Origin of the sequence: Desulfurococcus sp. (genome assembly GCF_038881575.1) — an archaeon.
Lineage (GTDB): Archaea > Thermoproteota > Thermoprotei_A > Sulfolobales > Desulfurococcaceae > Desulfurococcus.
On sequence record NZ_JAVZPN010000008.1, the window covers coordinates 43,193 to 69,045 of the forward strand.

The following is a 25,853-nucleotide window of genomic DNA, read 5'->3' on the forward strand; positions in this document are numbered from 1 at the left end:
TTTATAAGAAACCTAATAAAATCCTATATTATTAAATTTTATCTTATCCTTGAATACTCCTAGAGCCAGCCCATATATTATCAAAATATGATAGGGCCTTAGAAACTATGCCTGTACAATTAGTCTCTATTGATGCCTCATGGTTACTCATTAAAGCCGACTCGGTCCAGTTATGGCTACCAAGTATTACTGTGGAATTATCGATAATCACCATTTTAGTATGAGTTGTTACGGCTGAAGACTCATCTAGCCTTACAGGTATATCCAGTGATAAAAGATAATAAATCGTATCATTATATGATTTATAGGTTGTATCATCCACAACTATTTTCACATCTACGCCTCTATTCTTTAACTCCGCCAGTATTTCCAGTAGAATGTTTACAGGATCACCCCTTTCACCTGGATCATATTTCACGACATACATTACTATGTATACACTTCTATTAGCGCTGCCCAGGGCCCCCAGTACTGCGTTATAGTACTCTCTATCCAATAATAGATTAAGTGAACAAGTATTATTTACCATTAAACCGCCTCCACCGGTTTGGAAATACCTTGAATAAACATATACACCTATAAATGCCCCGAGAATCATCCCCAATATGAAAACTATCAATAGGCTTGCAACGGCTCTCATGAGCCCACCCGATCCCTTTATTAAATCTATCCCTAGAGTTTTAAATATTAGCTGTAATTTTATCTTATTAGTCTTACTAGAAAGGGGACTGATAATGTTTCACCGGATTCAGAAAATATGCGGTAGGTTCAAGCAATATAATCCTATTTGCTCCAGTCCTTTCTAGGTGGTATGAGTGAAAGCAGTGGTACTTGCTGGAGGACTTGGGACAAGACTTTACCCCTTAACCAAGATCACTCCTAAACCCATGATACCTCTAGCAGGCAAGCCTATATTAGAATACATCACAGAATGGCTACGTAAACACGGCGTTAAAGATATAATCATTGTGGCCCGCTACCTCGGCGACCAGATATTGGCATACTTTAAGGATCACCCATATGTAAGAGCTATGCTGCTTGATTCAAAGGATACAGCCGACGCTATAAGATTACTCGGTAATATCCTCGAAGAATCCTTTATAGTTACAATGGGTGATACATTATGTAATATTGATTATAGAGAGATATATGAATCACATGAGTCCTCAAACGCTGTTGCAACCATAGCGCTTAAACAGGTTGAAAACCCACTACCATACGGCATAGTCTACTTGAACGAGCAGGGAGATATACAGTTATTCATAGAGAAACCTCTATCCATAGAAGTGTACTTACTGAATATAGCGTACTACAGGAGAAAGAGTTTATCAGCCTACGAGAACCTCATCAACACCGGGATATACGTGCTCAGCCAACACATACTTGAGATCCTCGAGAAGAACCCTGGTCTACTGGATTTTGGGAGACATGTTTTTCCCTATTTAATTGAAAATGGATACAAGGTTAAAGGCTATATTTTGAAGCATAATGTGTACTGGAACGATGTTGGTAGACTGGAAACATACAAGAATGTGGCATGGGATCTCCTCGATGGTAAAATAGCTGGTTTTAAACCAGGAGCACCAAAGATCTTGCCCGGCATCTATATGCATGAATCTTCCCTGGTGAAGGGAGAGGTGCATCCTCCAGTATACATAGGTAGGAATGCCGTTATAGAGGGGGACGCTGTCATCGGACCCTACGCTATACTGGAGGATAACGTGACAGTGGAGCAGGGATCTATTATACAGGAAAGCATCATATGGCATAACACTATAGTTAGGAGGGGGTCGAAAATATATGATGCGATAATAATGAATGATGTAGAGGTCGCTGAAAACACGAGAGTGGTGGCCTCAGTGATCGGTACAGGTAACCATGTAAGAGGGGATATTTCTAGGAAAAACATGGAGCCAGCGGAGGTGACACCACCTTATGCTTAAATACGTTGATGGAAGAATAACGGGAGAACCGTTAGTCGATATCAAACTAGAGGACATCGTCATGCTTGGAGCAGTATTCGGCTCGCTACTCGGTAAGAGATCACTGGTTGTAAGTGGAAGAGATGTCAGGCCCGTCTCCAGGATGTTTAAGAGGGCTTTAACAGCTGGACTAATGAGTGTTGGATGCGACATAATGGATTTCCATGAGGCTGTAAGCGGTGAGATCTCCTTCAGCATGAAGAGATTCGGGGCGAAAGGTGGTTTCAACATACATTTAAACCCTAGGAAACCCGGCCACATAACTATAAGACTCTATAAGGCGCCGGGTTACGAATTAGTTGGAAGAGAGATAACCGACATAATAGCACTAACACAGGGTAAAACCGAGGGTCAAGGGACAGGTGAGATCGGGTGGGTTAACTATGCCGAGTACATGCATGAACTATATGCCTCAGCATTGATCAGCTTCATCAAGTCCGATGAGATCTCGGCTACAGGATTAAAGATTGTAGCAAGCCACGGATACGGTGCATCAGGAGAGATACTTGGGAGGCTCTTCTCACTACTAGAGCTCGAGCACACATTGATGAGTAGTGGTAGGGGAAACATAGAAACATATCCATATATAAAGGAGATGAGTAAGGTTGCAGCATCCACGAAGGCTTTAAAGTCTGATCTAGGCGTGGTATTCAATATAGATGCATCCGCGCTGGCTATCTATATCAAGGATATAGGGTTCCTGCTACCTGAGGAGGTGCTCCTAGCAATATTAACCAGGTATCCAGTAAACAGCAGTGTAGTTGTCGACGCGTATGTTCTACCGGGAATTGTAGAATACATGATTAATAAGGGCTACCAGGTTAAAGTGGTTGAGAATGAGGAAAAGCTCATAGAAGCTGTTAGAAGGGATAGGCCTGTTTTAGCATTGAATAGCAGAGGAGACTTTATAACTCCGTTGTTCAGCCTAGGATATGATGCATTAATAGCATTCATGCAATTACTCGAGGCTTTCAGCATTCAAAGAAAGGAGGTATATGAGGAAGTAGTTAATGCTAGAAACCTCCTGTCCCGCTCTCTAAAAGACGAGAAAGACGTATCAACTGCATGTAACAACAACCCTGAGTGTATTAAGACGTTATGGGGGTATAGGATACCCGGGGATAAAGTAATACGTACATACATCTATAACCCGGAGATGGATTCATATATAGAGTTCGTATAGCAGTTGAGAAACACATAGATGTTATCAATAGCGAATATATTCGAACGGGTAATGTAAGCAACTAGATGAAATCAAGTAGCTAAATTATTATTGTTGGGCAGGGGAGGATTTGATGGATAATTATATATATGCAGAGATAAAGTTAGCTGGATACCACGCTGGCAGCCCGATACTGGTTGAAAGCAAGGTTGAGATCAATGCTAGCGAGGCTGGTTTAATCGCAGGGCCCTCCGGCTCCGGTAAAACAGTATTCCTCCTCAGTATAACCGGAGTGCTCAAACACTTCTTTAACGGCGTGGTTGAAGGCCGTGTAGACATGGGTGGATTAAACCCATTGAGCTACAATGACTATATTAGCTTACCGGGGAAACTCGGCTTTCTGATGCAGGATCCTGAGAGACAAATCATCTACCCCACACCGCTTGATGAAGTGGTGGCACTGCTGGAGGCCCGGGGATACAGCTATGAGGAGGCTCGTAGGAAGGCATACAGCATTCTAGAATCCCTGGGATTACTGGGTAAGGCTAATGAACACGTGGAGAATCTATCAGGAGGCGAGAAGAAACGCTTAGCGATAACTCTTTCAATAGTACATGACCCCGGGATAATACTACTTGATGAGCCATCAGCCAGCCTGGACCCTGAGGGAATAAATTTCATTAGAAAACTCATCATAGAGAGAAAGAATAAGGGTTGCTCCATACTCCTCACCGAGCATAAGAAAGGTTATTTCATAGATGTTGTCGATAAAAACTATTCGTTAATTAAGCAGAGAATAATACCATTCAACGAGATAGATATATTAGATTATGAGAAACCACCACCCTGTAAAAATGGGGGTGTATCAACTGGTGAAGTAATCCTAGAGACACGTGGACTGGATATAGGGTACGGTAAACCCTTGGTGAGAAATATCAACATCTACGTGAGACGGGGAGAGGTAGTGGCTTTAGTTGGACCCAATGGATCGGGCAAGTCAACCCTCCTTAAAACACTAGCGGGTTTCCTCAAGCCATTGGGTGGAGAGATAGTGAAACGATATGTGCGAATGTTCTATAAGCCGCAGAACCCTGATCTCGTGTTTATTCATAGTAGTGTTGAGAAGGAAGTGATGGATGTGGCGCGTAGAACAGGTTTAATGGTTGAGAACATCATCTCCATGTTTCCATGGTTCCAAAGCGTGAAAAACCTGCATCCACTCCGCCTGAGCCATGGCCAGAGACGATGGTTGTCACTGCTTATATCATATGCGTATGGTAAAGATCTCCTCCTCCTCGATGAGCCAACCACAGGGCTTGACTACACACTGTATAATAACCTGGTTAAAACCATTAGCGAGTTAAGGAGGAATCGCTCAATGATAATAAGCACACATGATCCACGGCTCATCGCTGATGTAGCTGATAGGGTGTATGTTGTGAGGAATAACTATGTCGTGGAGGAGGAGAAATGCCGTGTCGTCGAATCAATGTATAAGGAAATAGGTGTCACCTCTTGATGAAGCCACATGTATACTCAACATTCATCTACGCTACAATAATAACCCTCATGGCATTCATAGTTAGAAACCCCAAATGGCTTATCATGACATCGGTAATCAGCATCGTTATCTGCCTCATATATGGTGGTAGGAGGGTCCTCTACCTAATCCTATTGGTCTCAATTGGGTTCATCGGCGTATTCGTGAATGCATTGTTCTTCGCGAACACAGGAGAGGCTGTTGTGGAGGCTGGCCCTATAATTATTAGAAAACACGCGCTGGAGGAATTCTTGGTGGTCGCACTGAGACTACTACTAATAGCTGGCGGGGGAGGCGTCTTAGCATTAACCCATAGTAGTAGCGAGATTGCTAGAGGGCTAGCCAGGGAACTCGGGCTCCCATACTACATAGTATTACCGATATTCTACGCCCTCAGATCCCTTCCATTGATAAAGCAAGACCTGGATGAGATATTGTTCATGCGTAAGCAAAGGGGATATGGAAGAATCCCCATATCTCCCGGTGGTATATCCTCCATAATAACGCCGTTGCTCTCAATAAGCTATCAGCGAGCTGTATGGGGAGGCATAAGTGCTGAGTTGAAGGGTTTAAGGGGTTCAACCATATACAGGCGTATCGAAGTAAATATCCTGGATATACTTCTACTCGTCCTACTCATAGTTTACATTATGATGGCATTTATTCCCGGCTAGATTTACATCTGAAAGCCTCGCCCTTTAGGGCGGGGGTCAGAGAAGTATTTATCTGATACAGAAAAGCTTTAATCTAATGTTTCTGCCCCTTAACTGTTTCACTAAGCGAGTCGGGTTCGGCTCTTCTTCATCATTTCCTCAGGTTCGCGGTTCCTCCCCATCGCTTCAGTATCAATGGTTCTAGAGCATAATATAGTTTGTCATGGAAGACATGTCTATCCAGCTCTCTAGCTCGATTAATACTCCTCTTACTTAGATGCACCCATAGCCTCTCATTCTCTAGCAGTGTCTTTACCTGAATGAAGGCCTCATTAATGTTTCCATAGGGTGCTGCAATATTACTATTGCCTAAAGCTATATCCACCCAGCTACCTGAGTCTATCGGTATCACAACAGGTGTACCAGCTGCCATTGCTTCGACAATCGAGATTCCAAAGTGTTCTCTGGGTGTTGGATGCATGTATACCATGGCTTTTCTATATAAGTCCACCAACTCTGTTCTCGAAATATTTACTTTGAACTCGACTATATCATCTATTCCCTCCTTAAATGCTTTTTCACGGAGTTCATCGTAGTAATCTCTATTATATTTAGAGAGTGATCCAGCGATGACGAAGCGTGGTTTATTTTTCTCCCTACTGAATTTCCTGGCAACGTAGAGGATGTTCTCGACATGCTTCTCTGGACTTATACGTGAGACGCTTAAGACTATATACTCTCTCTCATTCCTTATTAATAAGGGTTCGCTCACTATGTCATCTATGTTCACTGGTGGGGTGATCACATATGGATCAATATTGTAGTATTTCTTGAAGAATAATGCTGTAAAACTAGAGTTAGCTATGTATATCTTAATCTTCTTCATCATAAATGGGAAGATTACTGAGTTTAATAGTGAGTATGTTTTCCCAACTAGATTAAATATACCGTTTAAGCCGGGGTAGTAGATATCGTAGTTGAGGAACGATGGGTAATGCAGATAGAGTACGTCGCTGTGCCCGGACAATATATCGCCGCTGGTATTTATGGTGAGTAAGGGATCCCCTGCTGGATCACCTATCCCAATTAATCTTAGCTCAGGACGTTTTAAACCATAGTGATCCGCTAACTCCCTTAGCTTAGATGGGGTGTTTAGTGTCACGGAGTCTATATATACTGGAAAACCTCTCTCCGTAAAAGCTATAGCTGTTTCAAGTGTAACGTACTCGGAGCCGCCGGGACCCATTAGGTATGTATTGAACATATGATGCTTTATTAGAATATAAGTCATTAAGTACTCGTTCCCCCACTACACTCGTTTAATTGTTCCCATGGATTCGCGCTTGGCATGACTATGGCACAGTACCCCGCCTCGATCAAGGCGTTCCTAAGGCTCCATGCATCTCCTTCCCTTGAAGCATCAATAACCACGAGCTTTGGTTCACCTCTTCTAACATACTCCACTAAGTCATCGAAATCCGCGTGATCACTCAATGCTACCAGGTACGTGTAGTCATCTATTCTTCTAAAGGGCTTGTTAAACTCCCACCCGCTTAGAACAATATGCAACGCGCTTCCATCGAGTCTCCTATATTCAGCTGCATTCATGTGTTTGAAAATAACTGCTTTCTCCCCAGGGGTTACCCCACGGAGCATGTCTTCCTCGTGCATATAATTCCCTATCTTAATTCCATGTCTCTCCAGCACCCTTGTCGAATGATATATCTTGGAAGGCAGGATAAATGGTGCCTCGATACCCTTCTCCCTTAGAATTATCATTGCCTCCTGTACTTTCCCATGATACCCGTATACATAGACTCTTTTATACCGGTAGAGGCCTTCTTCAACAAGGCTCACGAACAACTCTGGAACCTCGTCCTTGAATGGTCGCCTATAATTAGGGTTACCATAAGTTGATTCCATCACGAGTACATCCAGGTCCTTCATCACCCGTGTTTTGCCGTCAAGCTTAAAATCGCCTGTATAGCCAAGTCTAAGCCCCCTGTACTCAACGTATACTTGTGCAGCTCCCGGGATGTGGGATGCCTGAAACATGCAGAGGGTCTCGTTGTCATCAATGACCATGCACTCATTATAGTTCAATGGCTTCTTCTTTAACCTGTAATATGGTAGTAGATACTTATCAACGTAGTTAAGGGATTCAATTAGATCCAGGGTGATTGATGTAGCGATTATCATCTTAGAGTATTTGATGCTCTCCTCCAAACCCCCTAAATGATCTACATGGGCATGTGTAATTACTCTGACTGGTTTCTCGGCATATCCATCAATCGATGTATTTTCACCCAGTATTACGGCACCGTTCTCCCGTATATTAATGGATTCAAGTAGCCTGGCATAGTTACCTGTAGACAGCATGAACCAGTATCCCCGCTTACTTTCTTACTTCATCTGAGACAGGCTTCCAGCTACGGGTCTTAGAGTCATATAGAATCATGTTATCCTCATATAAGGCTTTCCAGAGCAAATATCCTTTTTCACCAAGTATCTTCTTCAAGTCCTCCTCGGTATTAGTCTTCGCCTCTTTAAACAGCTTCTCCTTAAACTCCCTCCAAAAATCGCTGTCAACAGCAATTCTCTCCTTGCTTAAATGAAGTACCACAGCCCCCATTCTCTCGAAGTATGAGAAAAGCCTGTCGCGCTGTATTCTAGCTGGTAGCATGCTTTCAAACACTATTTTGTCCTCGCGGAGCCTCTCTATCCCGGTCTTATATGGTTTGCTAACCTTACCTTCACCATGTGTCTCACCTGGTTTAGCACCCTCCTTACCCTCAATACTCTTTATCTTTTCCTCTAATTCGTCAACCCTTTGAATCAGCTCAGCCAGCTGGCGCCTCATGTTTTCAAGAGGTGTCAAGCCTTTATTGATTTCATCTTGAATGAATTTTTCAAGACGGGAACGCATCCTCTCCAGTTCTTCCACTCCGGTTCTCTCAGTCCTCGAGAATAGTTCCCTGGAGAGTACTTCAATGATGTAGCTTGAGACATCCTTGAAGCCTAGCTCTAAAGCCTTCCTCTCCAAACTCTTATAGAGCTCTTCGTTTATCAATATCCTTATCTCTCTCTTACCGTCTTCACTCATGGTTTAAACCTGAGAATATATTTACTTATGCCGGCTTTATATCAAGATACCTTATACCTTAAAACGCTTCCCTGGAGCAATCCTTCACCAGTCCTAAAATACCCTTAAACTATTAGGAGAAATCTGACCTGATTGGTGATGATTGATATGGGTTGGTGAGCCCAGTGGAATGGTGATATATATGACTGATTTACTTGTATGGGAGAAACCTGACTTAAATACTTTACCCGGTGTAATTAAGAAGGCCGTGGTTGAGGGGAGGACGGTTATTATTATTGGTGAATGCAGCATTGAGTACGAGGGTAGAAGTGCCTCTAGACTTGGAAACGGTGAGAGGATACTGATTATAAAGCAGGATGGCTCAGTTCTAGTGCATCGCCCCCACGGGTACTCACCCGTTAACTGGCAACCAGAGACATCAGTGATAGAGGCCTGGACTGATGACGAGGGTAGATTATATATTCTAGCCGTCAGGGAAGGACCCCGGGAAGTATTAAGTATTGTTTTCTCGAGGGTGGATCTAGCCGTATCCATGAAGCTAAGTGATAAAGCTGATTTCATCATGTATCTTAGTGAAGCGGAGATTAAGAGGATACTAATAGATAATCCAGAGCTAGTGGAACCCAACCTCAGGATACTGGAGGACGAGAAGAAGCTTGGTTCCGGTCAAGCAGATATATATGGGGTAGATGGAAACGGTCGCCCAGTTATAGTCGAGTTAAAGAGGGTTCCCGCATCAAGGGAAGCTGTTCTCCAGCTATACGGTTACGTGAAATCATATGAGGCAAAATATGGTAGGAGGCCGAGGGGTATACTTGTCGCACCCTCATTCTCACCCTCAGCCATAGAGGCTTTACAGAGACTACAGCTAGAGTATAAACTCATAGATCTCCGAGAACTATATAGGCTGGCTCTTAAGAAGGGATATAGAAAGAGCATTCTAGACTATGGTAGAAAACAGGTTTGAGGATTATGTGGGAGAAAATAAAGAATGATGCCATGCTGCGTGATTCAGGCGTGGATAAGGATTTAGATGATGTAGCGAAATACGATGTAACAGCTTCATCATATGATGAGCTCTACCGTGGTGAGCAGTATAGTAAGTATAGTGTATTAGTTGGAATAGTTAATGGAAAACTAAATTCATCCCTGGTACTCGATGCAGGATGTGGTACAGGGCTATTACTAGAGTATCTCAGGGAGAATAACATCGATAAATATGCGAGATATATATGTCTAGACCCGAGCACCGGTATGATAGAGAGACTGGCTGGGAAAAACATTGATCACCGTGTAATACCAGTAGTAGGTTACGCTGAGGAGATACCGGTTAGGGATTCAAGCATCGATATAGTTGTCTCGATCACTACATGGAGCAATATAGCTGATAAGGAGAAGGCCGTTAATGAGTTTATCAGGGTGACCAAGGAAAACGGGTTAATAGTGGTCTCTAAACATTTAAAGCACAACACCATTCCTCCCTCATTGATAAACAAATGCTTCAAGGAGGTTGTTGTCCACATAGATGCATTCTACACGTGTAAGCCAGTGAATAAGGCAAGCAGTGGATACCGGGTGTCATCTCCGCTGGAAAATACTTTTAAAGACTACTAAGTTTATATACACCATTGTATTAAACTAGTAATACATGGTGTATATCCATGAGCAACGTGTCCAAGGGCTATAGACCACCTTCACCTCTAAAGGTATTGAAGAGTGCTGAAGGACAAGTAGTGCTTGTAAGGATCAAAGGCGGCATCGAGTACGTTGGAACACTGGATTTAATAGATCCCACGATGAATATAGTGTTGAGTGACTGCACAGAGTATAGCGGTGACGGTAGGCCAACTTCAAGATATGGTAAGATAATAATAAGAGGCAGTCACGTGGAGTTCATCAGCACCAATTATGGGCAAGTGGCACCAGACAAGGTTACTCTATGATTGAGGAAAGAATATATGGAGAATTATTACAGCAGGATAGAGATCTTCGTCCTAGCCGATGATTATGCTGGAATGACAAAGGGTTTTCTAGCACAGCATGGTGTCTCCTATTTCATTAGGTTACACAGGGATCAAGGAGAGAAGACATCAATACTATTTGATACAGGTTACGATGGCAAAGCAGTCCTCCATAATATGAAACTCCTTGGCCTAGATATCAACGAGGTTGACTATATAGTTCTATCACATAATCACTACGACCATTCAAACGGCCTCCTCTATTTATTGGAGAAGAGGACCAAGAAGACTGCTATCCCAGTCATCGTTGGAAGGGGATTTTTCGAGAAAACAATAGCGTTGAAACCCAGGATGAGGATACTTAACCCGGATTGGTCGAGAAACCAAGGAGAGTCGCTTGGAACATGGTTTATTGAAACCAGTGAGAAACTGGAAATAATGCCCGGCGTCTCAGTACCAGGTATTATAAAGTATGATGAGAGACTGGAGTTTGAGAAGGAGGCCCCTGAATACTACATAGTCGATGGGAACGGTTTTAAAAGGGACTTCCTAGAACATGAAATCGCTTTAGTCATAGAGAGCAGTAGGGGCCTCTTAGTGTTCACAGGATGCAGTCATCCGGGGGTAGCCAGCATCGTTGAAAAGGTGGTTAACCTATATGGTAGGAAAGTATACTCAGTAATAGGTGGAATGCACTTAATCAACGCTGATGAATTAAGGATAAAGAGAACTATCCAAAAACTAAGGGAGTTAGGGGTTGCAAAAGTATTCGCTGGACACTGCACTGGGTTAAAGGCTGAGAAGGCTTTTCTAGAGGTTTACGGCGATGATTTTGTAAGAATTCATACAGCTCTACAGATATCAATATGATGGCTGTCTCCGTTGATCCAGTTCTAGTTTAAAGCCGCTTAAAAGGTGTTCTGGTAGCGAGCAGCAGGCATCATATAATTCAGAGTTATCGCTTATTAACTCGTGCACTGGGTTCGCAATTCTTTCAACTAATTCCTCCTCAACGGCAACTCTATCCAGGCTGTTTTTAACCTGGTGAGGCCTCATACATCCAAGATATATTTTCCCACTGAATACTTTCCTCGCATAGCGTAAGTTATTTATCAGCGTGTCCGCGCTAGGTAGAGTCATACTCCTTGATTCAGGTATGTATACTAGTAGTGTGATCTCCCTTAATCCATGCTCCTCGATGACTTTGATTTCCCTGGTAAATGTATCTCCCGTGAAGCCTGGATGCCAGAGATATATGTGTGGAACGACGTGTAACCCAGCCTCGATCATTTTATTCAGGGTTTCAATATAGCTGTCGCCACTGAGATTAAGTCCTCTAATGTATTTTATTATGTAATTGCTAAGCGTGAACTCGAAGTCCACTGCATCTATTAATCCCTTGAGTGAATCGAGTAGCTCCATGTCCTTCAGTAGTCCTAGGTGGGCATTATAGATGAAGCCATATTTCCTTTTACTATCCCTCAAGTAGTCAACGTATCCCTCGATTGGTAGACGCCCCTCTCTGGTGAAGCCCCCGCTTATTAATATGCCTCTAACTCCTGACTCAAATAATTCTCTAAGTGTTCTCCCTGGATCGCCTTTACTTAGGTCAACCATGTTTTTAAGGTAGCGGCCCCTGCAAAACTTACAGTTTAACATGCAGGCTGGGCCCGTTATAGATATGGTTGTGAATTTTCTTAAATGCATGAAGTACTTCAAGCCTTAACACCGATGTCCTCCAACTCTTCCATTATTTCATTCCTGTGTTCTTCAAGGATTTTACGTGAGGGGAAGTTATATATTACTCTGGGTAGGTCTGTGTAAAATGGCCTATTACAGTCAGGGCATCCCCTTGTATATAATGCCTTGTAGACGTCTATTCTTGGCTGTTGTTTAAACCTCATGGAGTCTGGATCGATGTACTCTAATGGGTCTTCCTCGTTTTCAATGAGCTCTACTGCTAGCTGGATTACCCTATAGTATCTTCTATCAATACTCTTCATGTTACTTGAGTCAAAGTAGTTGAATAACGCGACCCGGGCCCCCATCGAGTATATTTTTATAATAGTTTCGAGGGCCTCTCTGAGGCTCTCGCCCAGACCTATGATGATGTGTACATAAACATTTCCCTCTCCAAATACGTTGACGGCTTCCTCGATGAACCTCCAGTAGATCCTCCACGTGTAGGGTTTCCCCCATTTAGCGAACAATTCCTCTGTCACGGTGTCAAGGCCTACTCCAAGCTTATCTACACCTAGCTCTTTGAATTCTCTTAGAATACTCTTGGAGACAGGGGTTATAGCTAGTGATATAGGGAGATTGCTTACTCGGGTTATTTCACGTATAAAGACGCGGGCTTCCTCGATGAATCCCTGCTTTATAATCGTCTGGAAGCACACGCGGTTGAAGACATCCCGCCATGAATTCAATACAGTGTCTAACTCTACGGGTGGCCAAGTAACCTTGCCAAGCCAGTCCTTACCAGCTGTCGAGCTTCTCGACTGATTGCAGAACCTACATTTACCGATGCACCCGTTTTCAGAGTACTGGAGAAAGTATGCTGTCCTAGGTTCATCAATCATCTTTACATCTGCCAACCCAAGCTTTGCAAGCGTACCTATCGATGCTCTGACCAACATTACCACTTAACACCTTAATCTTTTAAATAACTTAGGTATTAATTTAACCATGTTATAAAGTAATGCCCGGGATAGCTGTCATGAAGCTTAGAGTAATAATTGATCTAGATGGCTGGTCAGCATTTCTCAATATGGGAATGGATGAGGCACTACTTAATCTTAGGATGCAGGAGGAGATACCTGATACACTGAGACTATACGTCTTCGATCCCTCGGCTGTAACCATAGGGTATTTCCAGAAAATAGAGGAATCAGTGGATATGGATTACGCGTCATTTCATAGGATAGATGTAACGAGGAGGATCAGTGGTGGAGGCTCGGTATACCATGATAGAAACGGTGAAATAACATACAGTATCGTGACACCGGCTAGAGGGGTCTTCAGCGATGTACGTGAAAGCTACGAAGTAATATGCAAGGGATTAATTGAGGCATTAAAGTTATTCGGGGTTGAAGCATCATTCATGCCCGTCAACGATATCGTGGTTAATGGAAGAAAGATATCGGGTAGTGCCCAGGCAAGGAGAAGAGGATACCTGCTACAACACGGAACACTAATGTATGCAACAGACCTGGATACCGTGTCAAAGGTGTTGAAAGCTCCCCCGGTTAAACTGGTTTCTAAGGGGGTGAAAAGCATTAGAGAAAGAGTCATCACGCTCCAAGAAGCATTATCTAGAAGAGTCAGCAAAGAGGAGGTTGCCGAGGCATTGTTAAAGGGGTTCTCGAAGGCGTTAAACGCCGAGATATACATAGATGAATACAGTGAAAAAGAGCTGAAGCTCGCTGAAGAACTATCCCTTAAGTATAAGAGCAGGGAGTGGGTATTTAAGAGGTGATACCATATGAGGCTGACAAGAGTACTTAGAGGGGAGAAAACAGTAAGCATAGACATCGAGGTTGAGGAATGCGTAATAAGGAGGATCATGTTCTCGGGTGATTTCTTCGCCTATCCCGAGGAAAACATAGAGAAACTAGAAGAATCCTTGAAAAACTGTAGAAACATTGAGTGCATTAATAACGCTTTCAAAACCGTTGAAAACACGTTATTCATCGGTGTCAACTGGGAAACCTTGAAGAATGAGGTAGTAAACATGTGGAGGACGCTGTGTAAGTGAATCAGCCTAAGTAATACTCCAATAGCAACGCAGCCACTACACCAAGAAGAACCCCTATGGTTGATTCCGAGGAATGCTCCTTATGGGTTTCAGGGATTATTTCATGGACTACAATAAAAACCATTGCACCACTGCTGACACCGGCTAGGATAGCGTTTAAGCCCTTGTATAAAGTCCCTATGTAGCCTGAAGCCAGGGCTGCACCTGCTTCTGCAGAGGCGGCGAGAAGTGATAATAGTAGGGCAGGCACCCTTTTACCCACTATTATATAGGGTAATCCAGCCATAATCCCTTCAACAATATCCTGTAATCCTATTGACATAGCAGTGGAAAACCCAAGTGCTTGATTAATGATTGTTGATGAACCAACAGTCAACCCCTCTGGTATATTATGGAGTATCATGGAGAACGCGATGAGCCAAGTCATTTTAAATTTCTTCCTGAAAAAGACTGGCCCCTCATATCCCTTAATCATATGTTCATGGGGTACTATGGCTTCAAGAATCCACATGACTGTGAACCCAGCCGCGAAGAAGAGGGGTTGTAGAATACCTTCACTGGTCTCGTAGATCATGCTGAATGAGACTGCTACCATGACACCACCGGAAAAACCGAGGACAGCGTCTATGTTCTTATCGGTGAATCTAAACCCTGCTAGAACTGGAATGATGCCCACTATTGATAAAGTAAAAATTATGAGCGTGTTTACTAGTAATGTATCACTAATCACTCTGATACCCTCTGAGACTACTGGCTAGATCCTGTGTTAATTTAGCTAGTGCAATTAGTTTTCTACTTGTTTCCTCAAGTAGTTTGATGCAGGTGTTCCTTGGCTGATTAACAATACAATTCTTCCATATATGTGTGTAAGCGGTGTTTAAATCACTATAATATTTATGCGCCTCCATAGGCTTTGATTCAAGTAAAGTGGTTAACACGTTGTCGACTAGGTTCACTAGTGCATCCAAGTACCTGTATTCAGTCATGAATCCGGGGTTTTTAACTATGCTAGCCTCCCTAATAATCCTTATCTTTACTGCAAGCCATATGTCACCACTAATTTCAATGAGTCTCTCCATGAAAAACGTTGATTCAAGCGGTGGCATGTTTTCAAAGGGACCATCTATAATATATTCAAGGAGCCTCACATATTGTCTATCCGGGTTCTCAACCTTTATTAACTCCGAGAGTAATACATCAATAACCCTGTACACCTTATCGGCTAACCCTATCTCGCTCAATGTATCTAGGATCGATATACTACACTCCAACCCATTGGCACCATGTTGCAACCTAGACTTCATTAAGCTCCCCATACTCTTCAATAACTTATCTACCTCTAGTTTCCCCACTACTTTACCGAGGAACTCGTTGAATCCATCCCTATCCACCATCTGTTTCACCGTACACAAAGCATTTAGAATAGTAGATAGTGACTCAGGATCGCCATCCCGTATAAGGGTTCTTGATAAGGCTTCCACGTATCCTTCCGATTCACATGTATTGATTCTAATACATGCCACAAGTTCCTGAATATTTATGGATTCAATCAAGGATACCCACCATATTATGGTTGACCATGAGATTGTTTTAATTTATACTAGATCCCTAAATATATCTCATAACCTCTAACCTAGCTACGATTCCAGCTTATAGGTCATTGAGAGCCCTTCATACAGTGTAAGCCCTTAGATTCATTGAGTGAAATAAAGAGGCAGCCATATTGTTGGCTGTGTGTTTTGATCACTTGAAAAATTTTTATTAGCCTAATACAATTATACTTATAATAGAAATATTAGGATGACCTAACAGGTATCGAACATGGCTACAACACTGGACCACGTTAAACCAGGGTCTAGGGCCAGGATCATCAATATATTACATCAGGGAGGCTGGGTTTACAGGATGTACCAGCTCGGGGTATTTCCAGGGGTAGAGGTAGAAGTAGTGTATAATGACGGAAGAGGCCCCATAGTGCTTAGGGTAGGTGACTCGGAGATAGTTGTGGGGAGAGGATTAGCTAGGAGAATAGTTGTGGGATCTAGTGGGGGATCATGAAGTGAAGACGGTCAAGGTAGTGTTTATAGGGCAGCCCAACGTCGGGAAATCATCCCTCTTCAACCTAGTGACTAAATCCCATGTTGAGGTGGGTAACTGGCCCGGGAAAACAGTTGTAGTGCATAGAGGCGAGATCACGTATGGAAGCTACCGGCTCATACTCTATGATCTTCCCGGGATTTATGGTTTCTCAACATTAACGCAGGAGGAGATTGTTGCGAGAGAAGCCATATTAGCTGAGAAACCGGACGTCATAGTAGTTGTGGTTGATTCAACTATTCCGGAGAGAACTATGAGTATTCTCATCCAGGTACTGGAGTTAACCGGTAGAGTAGTCCTTGTTTTCTCGAAAACCGACCTCACACACGGTAAGGGCATACATATAGATTACAGAGGGATAGAGAAAGAGCTAGGAATACCTGTAGTTCCAGTATCAATAGCCTCGGACATGGAGATGGAGGACTTACTTAAAGCAATAATTGATGTCGCAGAGGGTAGGAGGGGCCGTAGAGAACCCTTGAGGATCGATTATAATGGATTAAATGAGTACATAGACTCTATCGAGGATGCATTATTAGAGGCCGGGTTACCCATTGATCTCCCATCCAGGTGGATCAGTATCCGGTTAATCGAGGGAGACAAGATACTTGAGGAGCAGGTCAAAGCCATTATCGAGCCAGCCATATGGAGTAGAATAGAGGATGTGGTGAGAGAGGCACATAGATTACTAGGTGATCCCACAGCAAAGATCACGGAAGCCAGGTTCAAGCTTATAGGTGAGATCTCATCAAGACACATAGCCAAGGTAAAGATAAAACATGGCACAACGGCTTCAATATTCTATAGACCCCTCCTCGGAATCATTATTTCCATAGGAATATACCTACTAGTATTCACACTAGTATTCACCATAAACACAGGTTTCCCGTTAAACATAGTTTTTTCAGCACTCGGCTTAGATAGTGTCGCATTACTCCTGGAAGAATACTCGTTTAGCAACCTAGTTGAGAAAACATTCACATTCATAGCCAGCTTGATACAACCCCTCTCCAGTAGCAACCCTATTCTATACGGCTTCATAGCCAACGGGGTTCTAGGTGGTGTCGCATCTATACTAGTGTTTCTTCCATTAATCCTACTCATGGTTTTGATCCAGGTAATAATTGAAGACAGCGGATTAATGTCAAGGCTAGCAGTATCCTCTCACGCCTTCTTCTCTAAGCTTGGATTAAGCGGGCACGCGTTCTTCTCATTTATGCTTGGATTCGGGTGTAATGTACCGGCTATACTAAGTACTAGAACCAACCCTAACTCTCTGGAGCGGTTGAGGCTAATACTAACACTCTCATTTATACCATGCCAGGCAAGGCTTATTGTGCTCCTTGCATTCACATCAGCTGCTACAAGATTCTCCATGGGATTACTCATCGCTCTCTCATACATCACAGCTATAATTGTATTCATGAGTGTCAACTACCTGCTTTACAGGTTCAGCGGTATGGATAAGAAAGAGCCCCAGTTATTGATGGAGATTCCGGCTTACCATAGACCTCTAGCCAGGGTAGTGTATTGGAAGACTATTGCGACAGTAAAGCATTTCGTGGAGAAGGCTGGATTAATAATATTTACTGGTAGTATAATCATATGGCTGTTAACATCCTTCACGCCAACCCTCTCATACACAGACAACGTTGGAGAAAGCATTGCAGCAGTTGTTTCAAAGAATATACAATTCATTACCACCCCTCTCGGGATAACCGGTGAAAGTGCATGGATTATCTCTCTTGCCATCATAACAGGGTTCATAGCTAAGGAACTAGTTGTATCAACAATCCTAGTGGCCACGGGCTGTGAGACCATGAGTAGCGCCATGAGGCTCCTAGGCCTCAATGATTTACAATTGCTTTCACTAACTGTTTTCATAACACTCTATATCCCGTGCCTGGCAACGGTTTCAGCTGTATATGAGGAAACCAAGAGCCTTAAGCTGGCCTTCTCAGTGTTGCTTCTTACATTGTCGACAGCGTATATTATGGCATCTATGTTGTATCATATAGCATCATTATTTATAGGATTCTACTAGCTTTCCCTCTTCGCACGCTGACTCCCTTAATTTCCTGCTTACAACTATATCGGTTACTACTTCGATAATATCCCTTAGATACGCAATCATACGTGTAAGACTTATCAATGGGCCTGTATCAAGGGTCGACGACTTTATTTTCTCCTCAACTATCCTTAGCTCCGATAGTGTTTTCTCAATCGAGGGTATTTTACTCGGGTTCTCGAGTATGATCAGGTAGCTGTTGAGTATCTTCTCCGTTATCGGTATAACTTCGTCTAGTAGCATAACAACGTTGTCGACTACCTCCTTTTTACCTCTAGCATTATTATACCATCTGTGGAGTAACACTATATGATCTCCCATCCTCTCAAGTATCTTAAGTAGGTTGGCTATAGAAACCGCCTCTCCCATCGATTTTAAACCTGTTTTATCCAGTAGGAGCCTACCATGCAATACCATGTTTAGCTGCCTGATCGCGTAGAGGTATAGTTTATCTATTAAGCTATCTCTCTCCTCCATATCAAGGAGAGTATTTGTCTCCATGTTCCTCTTTAAATCCCTTAGTAAAGCCGGTATCAGCACACTCATTTTTCTCAGGACCTCTGATAAAGGCAGGGATAATATGTCAACAAGGCATGCAAGCATGATATAGTCTCTTCCCTCCTCGATTATTTCCAGCCCGATCACGTTTCTTTCGAGCACCCTATAGATGCTCTCCTTGAATGTTTCACATTGATCTCCGCATACGACTTTAATGGAGTCAACACCATTAACATAGAGCGAGATGAGCCTCATAATGGACTCATCTACTGCTCCGCCATCATATCTGAGAACCTGACAATTATAGCCTACATTACCCTTAATGAATGAGGGCCTCACCACTAGTGTGTAATCCGGCAGTATCTCCACCTCCACTTCATCCCCTTGTTTCAAATTATAGTAGCGTAACCACTTCTTTGGAAGAGATATACCTAGTGATGTAACACCCATCTTCTGGAGTTTCCGCTTATACATGAGTGCTCACTCTTCTAAATACGTATTAGTAAATACCGTAAATATAGTTTGTACACACTTCTTACAGCATGAACTGTAATAATATCCGTGCTTTAACCCGGATACATAGTAATCATTATCCAGGGGAATACTATGAAGGAGCCATTACTGCAGTCAATGGCAATTATTATGACTGTTCTTGCTCTCACAATAGCATTGTACTTTATAGTTCTAGCACCCGATACACGGTTAGAGGGATACCATGGAACCCTTGTTATAAATGGAGCCGGTTCAACACTCATAGCCCCCCAGATACTTGAATGGAGTAAAGAATTCACCGAGAAGACCGGTATAGTCATCGAGTACTCTCCCACCGGTAGTGGAGCCGGTAGAGCAATGCTCTTCAATAAGACGGTGGTGTTCGCTGTTAGTGACCCTCCATTGGATAGGGAGACATATCTTGAATACCGGGGCAGGATACTCCAGTTACCCATCGTGTTAAGCGCTATAGTTATCACCTACAATATACCTGGAATACCACGCGATATACAATTAAACCTGACCGGTAGAATTCTCGCGTTGATATACAAGGGCGAGATCACTAGATGGAACGATGAGAGAATTAAGGAGGCCAATCCAGCGATCACTGATCTACTGCCCGATAAAGAAATAGTGGTTGTGCACAGGTCGGATTCTAGTGGGACAACACGCATCTTCACCGGTTACCTCAATAAAGCTGCACCCGATATATGGGGGATCGAGCTGGTTGGTTTTTCAATCGAGTGGCCAGTGGATAGATCCGGCAGGGGCCTCGGTGGGAAAGGTAATGAGGGGGTTGCAGGCCTTGTGATATCAACCCCCTACTCTATAGGCTATATTGAGGCCAGTTATGCATTATATGCTGGAATGCCAGTAGCTAGACTAGAGAATAAAGAAGGATATTTTGTTACAGTATCCAGGGAGAGTGTTCTCTCAGCTGTAAGACATGTCCTGGATCAATTACCGAGTAGTCCGCTGGAAGATTTTAGCATGGTACTTGATGCATTGCTAAACACGCCTGGCTCTGACTCATACCCTATTGTATCATTCTCATATATGCTTATTTACAGTGACTATGGAGACGTATACGTTACCAGGGCATTAAGCAGGTTCATAGAATATATTCTAATAGAGGGACAGGATAGACTTCTCCCCGGCTACTATCAGCCCCCTGATGAAGTCATCAAGATATGTCTCAAAGCGCTTGAAATTATCTCGAGAGGGAGCTGGAATGGGTAAGAGTGATCACACCTTCTACTTACTCCTCATCCCATCCCTACTCTCATTCTCTATTCTCACACTCATCCTCATACATGTCGTCACCCTATCCCTGCCAGCATTTACGAGCCATGGATTAAGACTTCTACTTGAAGCACGATGGGATCCCATTCTCCAGAAGTATGGATTGCTACCAGCATTATCGGGCACTCTTTTAACAGGCTTCATATCAATCCTTATAGTTACACCCATATCATTATCTATCACCTTCTTCATCTGCGACTTATTACCTGGTAAGGCCTCGAGAATTTTCCACCGCTTCATCGAGGTAATGGGGGCTCTCCCAACCGTGGTCTATGGTTTGTGGGGAGGCTTCATTCTCTCACAGTTTCTATATAGTTCCATGTATATACAGCTCCATGACTACCTAGACTACATACCCTTATTCTCATGTAAGCCGCTTAGCGGCCAAAATATTTTGTCAGCCGGCATAGTCCTAGGGTTATCGATGATCCCATACGCATCATCACTACTTATAGAAGGATATAAATCGATCCCATCCAAGTATATTGAGGCCGCATACTCGCTGGGCTTCTATAGGTTTGAAGCCTATAGATTAATAACTGGCATATTGAAGCCCTTGTTAATAGCTGCTATACTGCTCTCTCTAAGCCGGGCACTTGGTGAGACGACTATTGTTGCTTTAACAATTGGTAATGCATATATGGCATCTCCCTGCATGCTGAACCCGGGTACAACGATGTCTGCATGGATTGTAAGCCAGTTTGAGAGCTCTTTCCTATATCCCGGTGTCTCATCTATTCTATACGCTGGTGTATTGATTGTTATGGTGCTTTCATTCATATCCAGCTCTATTGGCATAATACTGATCAATAGGTGGAGGAGTATAATCCATGGCTAGGGATGCAAGGAGGGTCATCAATATATTAGTGATCATTGTGATAATATTTTTAAGCGGACTAGGCGTTCTCCCACTTCTCTGGCTCCTCTACAGCACTGTATTAAACGGACTCCCCCCATTAATTATGAAGGGTCTATCATTCATTACAGGGCTTCCGGGAACACCTATGGGTACCGATATAGGTGGCGTTGCACCAGCGCTTATGGGAACCCTTATCTCGTCTACGATGGCCACCTTAATGGCTGTTGCCCTAGCTGTTTTCTCCTCGATGTTTACACGTGAATACCCATACTCGTTGGTAAGCGGGTTCATTGAAACAGTGATCAGGGCTTTCAACGGGATACCCACTATAATAATCTCCATGTTCATCTATAGCATCATCGTCGTACGAATGGGGAGGCCGAGCATACTGGCTGGTTCACTAGCCCTCTTCATAGCCGTTCTCCCCACCGCACACTATTATCTTTCATCAGCGTTTAGAAGCGTTGAGGAGAAATACAGGGAGGCAGCTTTCTCACTAGGTTTTAAAAGAGCGCATGTGCTGAGATACGTGTACCTTGGGATAGCGAGGAGGCAGGTTGCCTCAGGTATCTTAATGACCTTCATAAGGTCAGTTGGTGAGACAGCCCCCCTCTTATTCACAATAGGTTTTCTAACAAATTCTGTTTTCCAGGGTATTGATCAACCCGGTAACGCGGTTTCACTATTGATCTTCAACTATGCATTATCTCCTTACAGTAACTACCACATGGTTGCCTGGGGAGCAAGCCTCTTATTATTACTATTGATCCTTATACCCGTCCTGTTTATCGAGTGGTTCGTGAAGGAGGTGAAGAAATAGTGTCCCATATAGTGGAGGCAAGGGATCTAACTATTAGGCTCGGTGGTAAAACAATATTGAATAAAGTGAATATATCCATTAGACGTAACACGATATCAGTTATCATGGGGCCCAGTGGCTCAGGCAAGTCAACCTTGCTAAGGGTGTTTAACAGGTTGATAGAGCTAAATCCGGAAGCAGAGGTATCTGGTGAAATAACCATCATGGGCAGGGATATCTATGAGTGGAATCCATATGAGCTGAGGAGACATGTAGTACTGGTACAGCAAGAACCAACCCCATTCCCGAATTTAAGCATATTCGAGAATATAGCGCTACCAGTCAGGCTGAACAAGGTTGCCAGGAGCAGGGAGGAACTTGAAAAACTAGTCAGATGGTCCCTTGAAAAAGTAATGCTATGGGATGAAGTTAAAGACAGGCTCTGGAGACCACCAACTAGTTTAAGCGGTGGACAGAAGCAGAGGCTGTGCATAGCTAGGGCTCTTGCCCTACATCCCAGTATACTCTTGCTGGATGAGCCTACGGCAAACATAGATCCAGTCAATACCTTAAAGATCGAGGAAAGCTTAAAGGAGTTGAAAAACGATATAACAATGATCCTAGTGACCCACATGCCTCATCAAGCAGCGAGAATAGGGGACTACGTATATGTGTTATATAATGGAGGAATAGTTGAAGAAGGGCCTGTAAACGATGTATTCATACATCCAAGACATGAGGTAACTATTAAACTACTCGAGAGGGAGTTCTAAGTGAACCCGGATCTAGTTAGGTTAAGGAACCAGGTGGCAAAACTATATCTCGAAGCACTAGGAGTAATCAGGGATTTAATGAAGCTACTTGACTCGGGTGAGGACGGTAGAGAAGTGTTGGAGAAAGAGCTGAATGAAAAGATCGAGGTATTATCCATCTCGCGTATCGAGTTAATAAATAATATACTGGTCTTCATAGCTAGAAACCAGCCACTAGGCTTAGAACTCGTCGAGGCAAGTAATCTACTATACCTGGTCTACGATATATACCGGTTCGGTAGGTATGCTAGAGAGATATTTCTAGCCGATAAGAAGGGCGTTAGACTATCAACACCGGGGTTAAGGGATCTAGTAGAGCCAGGGCTGAAAATAGCTGTTGAAGCAGTGGAGAAGTCTTATAAGGCATACTTTGAGAACTGTACTGGATGTGTTGAAGAGGTGAGGAGGCTTGGCGTGGAGTCAGATAAACTATATATTAAGCAGTTGGAGAAGATATCAGCCAATGAAGTAATCAACAACGCTGACGCGATAGCATTACTTGTTTTAAGACATATAGAGAGAATAGTGGATCACGCAGAAAGAGTCTCGGTGCTTTCAACGAATATATAGGAGCGTTTTCTGCCTGCTGTAGCCCCTAGTTATTTTTGAATGCTTTTAGTTGCAACGGGTGGTTTATTATGCTTGCCTCACGCAACTGTTTCGGGTTTCATATAGGTTTATATTGGGTGATGTTATTCTTCTGCTATGATCAGCACGTAGACTTCTTTTCCGTGTAGGTGCTTGATCTTCTCTTTGTCTCTTCCCAGCGGGTAGAGAACATAGTCTCCTCTCCTGTACTTTATAACACTACACTTAACCAGCTCAACTCTAGCCATGTACATCCACCAATACAGATAATGGAGAGAAAGCCTTATAAACCCCTATGTCTATGCTGAGTAGTGGTGGAGCTTCTCGATGAGGGAGGAAGAGCTTGTCGAGGCTCTCAGGATGAGGGCTCTCCCCGAGGGCAGCGATGACTATCTTACTCTACTTGAGTTCCTGAGGTTGTACCGTGATGCAACTCAATTCGTTATCAACAAGCTGTGGAGTTTAAACAAGGTGCCTTCAATTAAAACTCTACACAGGATGTTCTACAATGAGCTGAGAACACATGGTTTCAGAGCACACCACGTGAAGCAGATCTACGTCTACGCTAAAACAGTTGTCAAAGCATGCAAGCGAAACAACGGTAGAAAACCAGTCCTCAGAAAACTAACAGCTAGATTAGACAAGTACGACTACAAGCTCAACCTTGACGATAGAACGTTGATCTTGAAGCTACACGGAGGTAGAGAAGTTAAGTTAAAGCTGTTAACATCTACTGAGAGAGTAGAAAAGTTCAGAGCTTGGAGCAACTACGAGCTAGCGGTAAAGATAGTTGAAAACAAAATCTATGTAGCGGTTTACTTCAAGAAAACCGTTAAGTTTAGAAAGCCCCGGACAGTTATGACTGTTGACGTGAACTTTGACAATGTTACTCTAGCTGTGTTTACATCTAGTGGAGGGTTGTTGAAGCTGAAGCGGTACAGGACACCGCTCAGGAAAATACTAACCCACAGGATTTGGATCGAGAGGATTCAGAGAAGGTACCCGAGGTCATGGAGATTCATCAAGGGAGTTAGAAGAGCCATTGAGAAGCACGGTGAGAGAATCAGGTGCGTAGCCTGTGACTACGCTCACAAGATTGGAGACTCCATAGCGGAACTTGCTAGTAGGTATAGCTCTATCGTAGTCCTGGAGAACTTGAATAAACTCAGGAGTAACGTGAATAGAGGTAGCAGTTTCAACAAGAAGCTGTCCCTGTGGTTCTACAGGAGGATGCAGTTCACCATAAGCTATGAGGTTCTAGAAAGAGGACTAGAAGCTAGATACATTGATCCAAGCAGAACGTCATCAGCTTGTCCGAGATGTGGAAGCAGGTTAAAGGACAGCGGCGGTAGAGTATTGAAGTGCACTAGATGTGGATTCACAGGGGATAGAGACGTGGTTGCATGCGTAAACCTGTTCTACAGGTACTCAAGATGTGGGGTGCCCGGGGTCACCCTGAACGCCCCTAAGGGTGATGCAAACCCAAGACCAATGCAGGGGAAAAGAGATGAGGCGATGACATCAACTTACATAAACCTACATCAGAGCTGAACCCCCTAAGACCCCTTTGCTTCCTATGGAGTACTCTAAGTCTCATTGTTGTGGAGAAGGTCAAAAAGACGGGGGTTGCTACCCCTCGACTGCCCCAGTCTACTTGTTTGCCGGGCTTCTTTCACTGGATATAAATGGCTTGACGGTGTTCAGCGGGGTTAAGATAGTGTGGAAGACGTATTTCGATAAAACTGGTAACTATATTATTTTCGCGAGCCTCTACGGGGATGAGGGAAGCAGTTTCCAGATAACTGTGCCCCTATACTAGAACCAGTGGTCAAGAAGAAAATATCCCCTGGTTGCAAGTCCTAGTTTTTAATGCTGGAGGGATCGAATTATTTTGGATGCATGTTTTTAACCCCATAAGTGCTAATTATTAACTTGGATAGCAATGTTAATGAATTATGGGGGTGTTATATTATTTTACGCCGATTTTTCAGTAGGGGGAAAGTGGACAAGGATACATTAGGGGGTATCTATATTCCCACTGGATTCCTCCTCAGGGATAAACCATTCACGCTCCTCGATCTCGTGGTTAGAAACGGGAAGGGTGTTGTCGCTAGGATAAGCGAGTTAATACTTTCAAGGGGGTATAGTATAGCTAATATTACAACACCAGGCATTGTCAC

General features: G+C 43.3%; 29 protein-coding genes. 19 read left to right on the forward strand and 10 right to left on the reverse strand.

The window, feature by feature from the left end; all coding sequences use genetic code 11:
• Positions 1–43: 43 nt before the first annotated feature.
• Complete coding sequence (locus QXV08_RS08090; RefSeq protein WP_342786135.1) at positions 44–640, reverse strand: phospholipase D-like domain-containing protein; 597 nt, start codon at positions 638–640, stop codon at positions 44–46.
• Positions 641–815: 175 nt separating this feature from the next.
• Between QXV08_RS08090 and QXV08_RS08095 the strand changes: the two genes are divergently transcribed.
• From QXV08_RS08095 to QXV08_RS08110, 4 genes are all read left to right on the forward strand, one after another.
• Positions 816–1,943 carry an NDP-sugar synthase gene (locus QXV08_RS08095; protein ID WP_342788210.1) on the forward strand — a complete coding sequence of 376 codons (1,128 nt, stop codon included), beginning with the start codon at positions 816–818 and terminating at the stop codon, positions 1,941–1,943.
• Positions 1,936–3,165 carry a phosphoglucomutase gene (locus QXV08_RS08100; RefSeq protein WP_342786139.1) on the forward strand — a complete coding sequence of 410 codons (1,230 nt, stop codon included), beginning with the start codon at positions 1,936–1,938 and terminating at the stop codon, positions 3,163–3,165. The genes QXV08_RS08095 and QXV08_RS08100 overlap by 8 nt, the downstream gene beginning before the upstream one ends.
• A 112-nt stretch (positions 3,166–3,277) precedes the next feature.
• Positions 3,278–4,663 carry an ATP-binding cassette domain-containing protein gene (locus QXV08_RS08105; protein ID WP_342786141.1) on the forward strand — a complete coding sequence of 462 codons (1,386 nt, stop codon included), beginning with the start codon at positions 3,278–3,280 and terminating at the stop codon, positions 4,661–4,663.
• On the forward strand, positions 4,663–5,358 hold the full coding sequence (locus tag QXV08_RS08110) for an energy-coupling factor transporter transmembrane component T (RefSeq protein ID WP_342786253.1): 696 nt from the start codon (positions 4,663–4,665) through the stop codon (positions 5,356–5,358). Before QXV08_RS08105 ends, QXV08_RS08110 begins: the two co-directional genes overlap by 1 nt.
• A 130-nt stretch (positions 5,359–5,488) precedes the next feature.
• Here QXV08_RS08110 and QXV08_RS08115 read toward each other — a convergent pair whose 3' ends face one another.
• From QXV08_RS08115 to QXV08_RS08125, 3 genes are read right to left on the reverse strand one after another with little or no spacing between them, the layout of a single operon-like run.
• A complete protein-coding gene (locus QXV08_RS08115) occupies positions 5,489–6,601 on the reverse strand; it encodes a glycosyltransferase (protein WP_342788211.1) in 1,113 nt (370 codons plus the stop codon).
• A gap of 26 nt (positions 6,602–6,627) precedes the next feature.
• On the reverse strand, positions 6,628–7,716 hold the full coding sequence (locus QXV08_RS08120) for an MBL fold metallo-hydrolase (protein WP_342786145.1): 1,089 nt from the start codon (positions 7,714–7,716) through the stop codon (positions 6,628–6,630).
• Positions 7,717–7,732: 16 nt separating this feature from the next.
• Positions 7,733–8,440: a CopG family transcriptional regulator gene (locus tag QXV08_RS08125; protein WP_342786147.1), complete on the reverse strand. Its 708-nt coding sequence runs from the start codon at positions 8,438–8,440 to the stop codon at positions 7,733–7,735.
• A 181-nt stretch (positions 8,441–8,621) separates the two neighbouring features.
• Here QXV08_RS08125 and nucS point away from each other — a divergent pair, with 181 nt between their 5' ends.
• The 4 genes from nucS to QXV08_RS08145 are packed head-to-tail and all read left to right on the forward strand — an operon-like array spanning position 8,622 to position 11,271.
• Positions 8,622–9,407: an endonuclease NucS gene (gene nucS, locus QXV08_RS08130; protein WP_342786149.1), complete on the forward strand. Its 786-nt coding sequence runs from the start codon at positions 8,622–8,624 to the stop codon at positions 9,405–9,407.
• A gap of 5 nt (positions 9,408–9,412) precedes the next feature.
• Positions 9,413–10,054: a class I SAM-dependent methyltransferase gene (locus tag QXV08_RS08135; RefSeq protein WP_342786151.1), complete on the forward strand. Its 642-nt coding sequence runs from the start codon at positions 9,413–9,415 to the stop codon at positions 10,052–10,054.
• A 47-nt stretch (positions 10,055–10,101) separates the two neighbouring features.
• Entirely contained in the window at positions 10,102–10,383 is a 282-nt protein-coding gene (locus tag QXV08_RS08140) for an LSM domain-containing protein (protein ID WP_014766995.1), read from the forward strand.
• Positions 10,384–11,271, forward strand: a complete 888-nt coding sequence (locus QXV08_RS08145) for an MBL fold metallo-hydrolase (RefSeq protein ID WP_342788212.1) — start codon at positions 10,384–10,386, stop codon at positions 11,269–11,271. It abuts the gene before it with no gap.
• Here QXV08_RS08145 and QXV08_RS08150 read toward each other — a convergent pair.
• Entirely contained in the window at positions 11,263–12,120 is an 858-nt protein-coding gene (locus tag QXV08_RS08150) for a radical SAM protein (protein WP_342788213.1), read from the reverse strand. The two genes, QXV08_RS08145 and QXV08_RS08150, sit on opposite strands and share 9 nt — an antisense overlap.
• A complete protein-coding gene (locus tag QXV08_RS08155; protein ID WP_342788214.1) occupies positions 12,117–13,040 on the reverse strand; it encodes a radical SAM protein in 924 nt (307 codons plus the stop codon). The genes QXV08_RS08150 and QXV08_RS08155 overlap by 4 nt, the downstream gene beginning before the upstream one ends.
• Positions 13,041–13,102: 62 nt before the next feature.
• On the opposite strand from QXV08_RS08155, the gene QXV08_RS08160 reads away from it, so the two are divergent.
• Together QXV08_RS08160 and QXV08_RS08165 are read left to right on the forward strand one after the other, a co-directional pair.
• Entirely contained in the window at positions 13,103–13,879 is a 777-nt protein-coding gene (locus QXV08_RS08160; RefSeq protein ID WP_342788215.1) for a biotin/lipoate A/B protein ligase family protein, read from the forward strand.
• Positions 13,880–13,885: 6 nt separating this feature from the next.
• Entirely contained in the window at positions 13,886–14,158 is a 273-nt protein-coding gene (locus tag QXV08_RS08165) for a lipoate protein ligase C-terminal domain-containing protein (protein WP_342786163.1), read from the forward strand.
• Between the two features lies 1 nt (position 14,159).
• On the opposite strand, the gene QXV08_RS08170 is transcribed toward QXV08_RS08165, so the two are convergent.
• Both QXV08_RS08170 and QXV08_RS08175 read right to left on the reverse strand, forming a co-directional pair.
• A complete protein-coding gene (locus tag QXV08_RS08170; protein WP_342786164.1) occupies positions 14,160–14,888 on the reverse strand; it encodes a ZIP family metal transporter in 729 nt (242 codons plus the stop codon).
• Positions 14,881–15,711, reverse strand: a complete 831-nt coding sequence (locus tag QXV08_RS08175) for a hypothetical protein (RefSeq protein WP_342788216.1) — start codon at positions 15,709–15,711, stop codon at positions 14,881–14,883. Before QXV08_RS08175 ends, QXV08_RS08170 begins: the two co-directional genes overlap by 8 nt.
• A 268-nt stretch (positions 15,712–15,979) precedes the next feature.
• Here QXV08_RS08175 and QXV08_RS08180 point away from each other — a divergent pair, with 268 nt between their 5' ends.
• The gene (locus QXV08_RS08180; protein WP_342788217.1) at positions 15,980–16,216 is read left to right on the forward strand and encodes a FeoA family protein; all 237 of its coding nucleotides are present in this window, start codon (positions 15,980–15,982) and stop codon (positions 16,214–16,216) included.
• Between the two features lies 1 nt (position 16,217).
• Entirely contained in the window at positions 16,218–18,299 is a 2,082-nt protein-coding gene (gene feoB, locus QXV08_RS08185) for a ferrous iron transport protein B (protein ID WP_342786167.1), read from the forward strand.
• Here feoB and QXV08_RS08190 read toward each other — a convergent pair.
• Positions 18,279–19,295, reverse strand: a complete 1,017-nt coding sequence (locus tag QXV08_RS08190; protein WP_342786168.1) for a phosphate uptake regulator PhoU — start codon at positions 19,293–19,295, stop codon at positions 18,279–18,281. The genes feoB and QXV08_RS08190 overlap by 21 nt on opposite strands.
• Positions 19,296–19,427: 132 nt before the next feature.
• On the opposite strand from QXV08_RS08190, the gene pstS reads away from it, so the two are divergent.
• Genes pstS through QXV08_RS08215 form a run of 5 tightly spaced genes read left to right on the forward strand, consistent with a single transcriptional unit; the run spans position 19,428 to position 23,655 of the window.
• Complete coding sequence (pstS, locus tag QXV08_RS08195) at positions 19,428–20,552, forward strand: phosphate ABC transporter substrate-binding protein PstS (RefSeq protein ID WP_342786169.1); 1,125 nt, start codon at positions 19,428–19,430, stop codon at positions 20,550–20,552.
• On the forward strand, positions 20,545–21,453 hold the full coding sequence (locus tag QXV08_RS08200; RefSeq protein WP_342786170.1) for an ABC transporter permease subunit: 909 nt from the start codon (positions 20,545–20,547) through the stop codon (positions 21,451–21,453). Before pstS ends, QXV08_RS08200 begins: the two co-directional genes overlap by 8 nt.
• Positions 21,446–22,294: an ABC transporter permease subunit gene (locus tag QXV08_RS08205; RefSeq protein ID WP_342786171.1), complete on the forward strand. Its 849-nt coding sequence runs from the start codon at positions 21,446–21,448 to the stop codon at positions 22,292–22,294. The genes QXV08_RS08200 and QXV08_RS08205 overlap by 8 nt, the downstream gene beginning before the upstream one ends.
• On the forward strand, positions 22,294–23,046 hold the full coding sequence (locus QXV08_RS08210) for a phosphate ABC transporter ATP-binding protein (RefSeq protein ID WP_342786172.1): 753 nt from the start codon (positions 22,294–22,296) through the stop codon (positions 23,044–23,046). The genes QXV08_RS08205 and QXV08_RS08210 overlap by 1 nt, the downstream gene beginning before the upstream one ends.
• Positions 23,047–23,655: a PhoU domain-containing protein gene (locus tag QXV08_RS08215; RefSeq protein WP_342786173.1), complete on the forward strand. Its 609-nt coding sequence runs from the start codon at positions 23,047–23,049 to the stop codon at positions 23,653–23,655.
• A gap of 122 nt (positions 23,656–23,777) precedes the next feature.
• On the opposite strand, the gene QXV08_RS08220 is transcribed toward QXV08_RS08215, so the two are convergent.
• Complete coding sequence (locus QXV08_RS08220; protein ID WP_342786174.1) at positions 23,778–23,921, reverse strand: hypothetical protein; 144 nt, start codon at positions 23,919–23,921, stop codon at positions 23,778–23,780.
• A 79-nt stretch (positions 23,922–24,000) separates the two neighbouring features.
• On the opposite strand from QXV08_RS08220, the gene QXV08_RS08225 reads away from it, so the two are divergent.
• Entirely contained in the window at positions 24,001–25,224 is a 1,224-nt protein-coding gene (locus tag QXV08_RS08225) for a zinc ribbon domain-containing protein (RefSeq protein WP_342786175.1), read from the forward strand.
• 16 nt (positions 25,225–25,240) lie between these two features.
• Positions 25,241–25,492, forward strand: coding sequence for a hypothetical protein (locus QXV08_RS08230; protein ID WP_342791405.1), 252 nt, complete (start codon positions 25,241–25,243; stop codon positions 25,490–25,492).
• Positions 25,493–25,853: the final 361 nt, after the last annotated feature.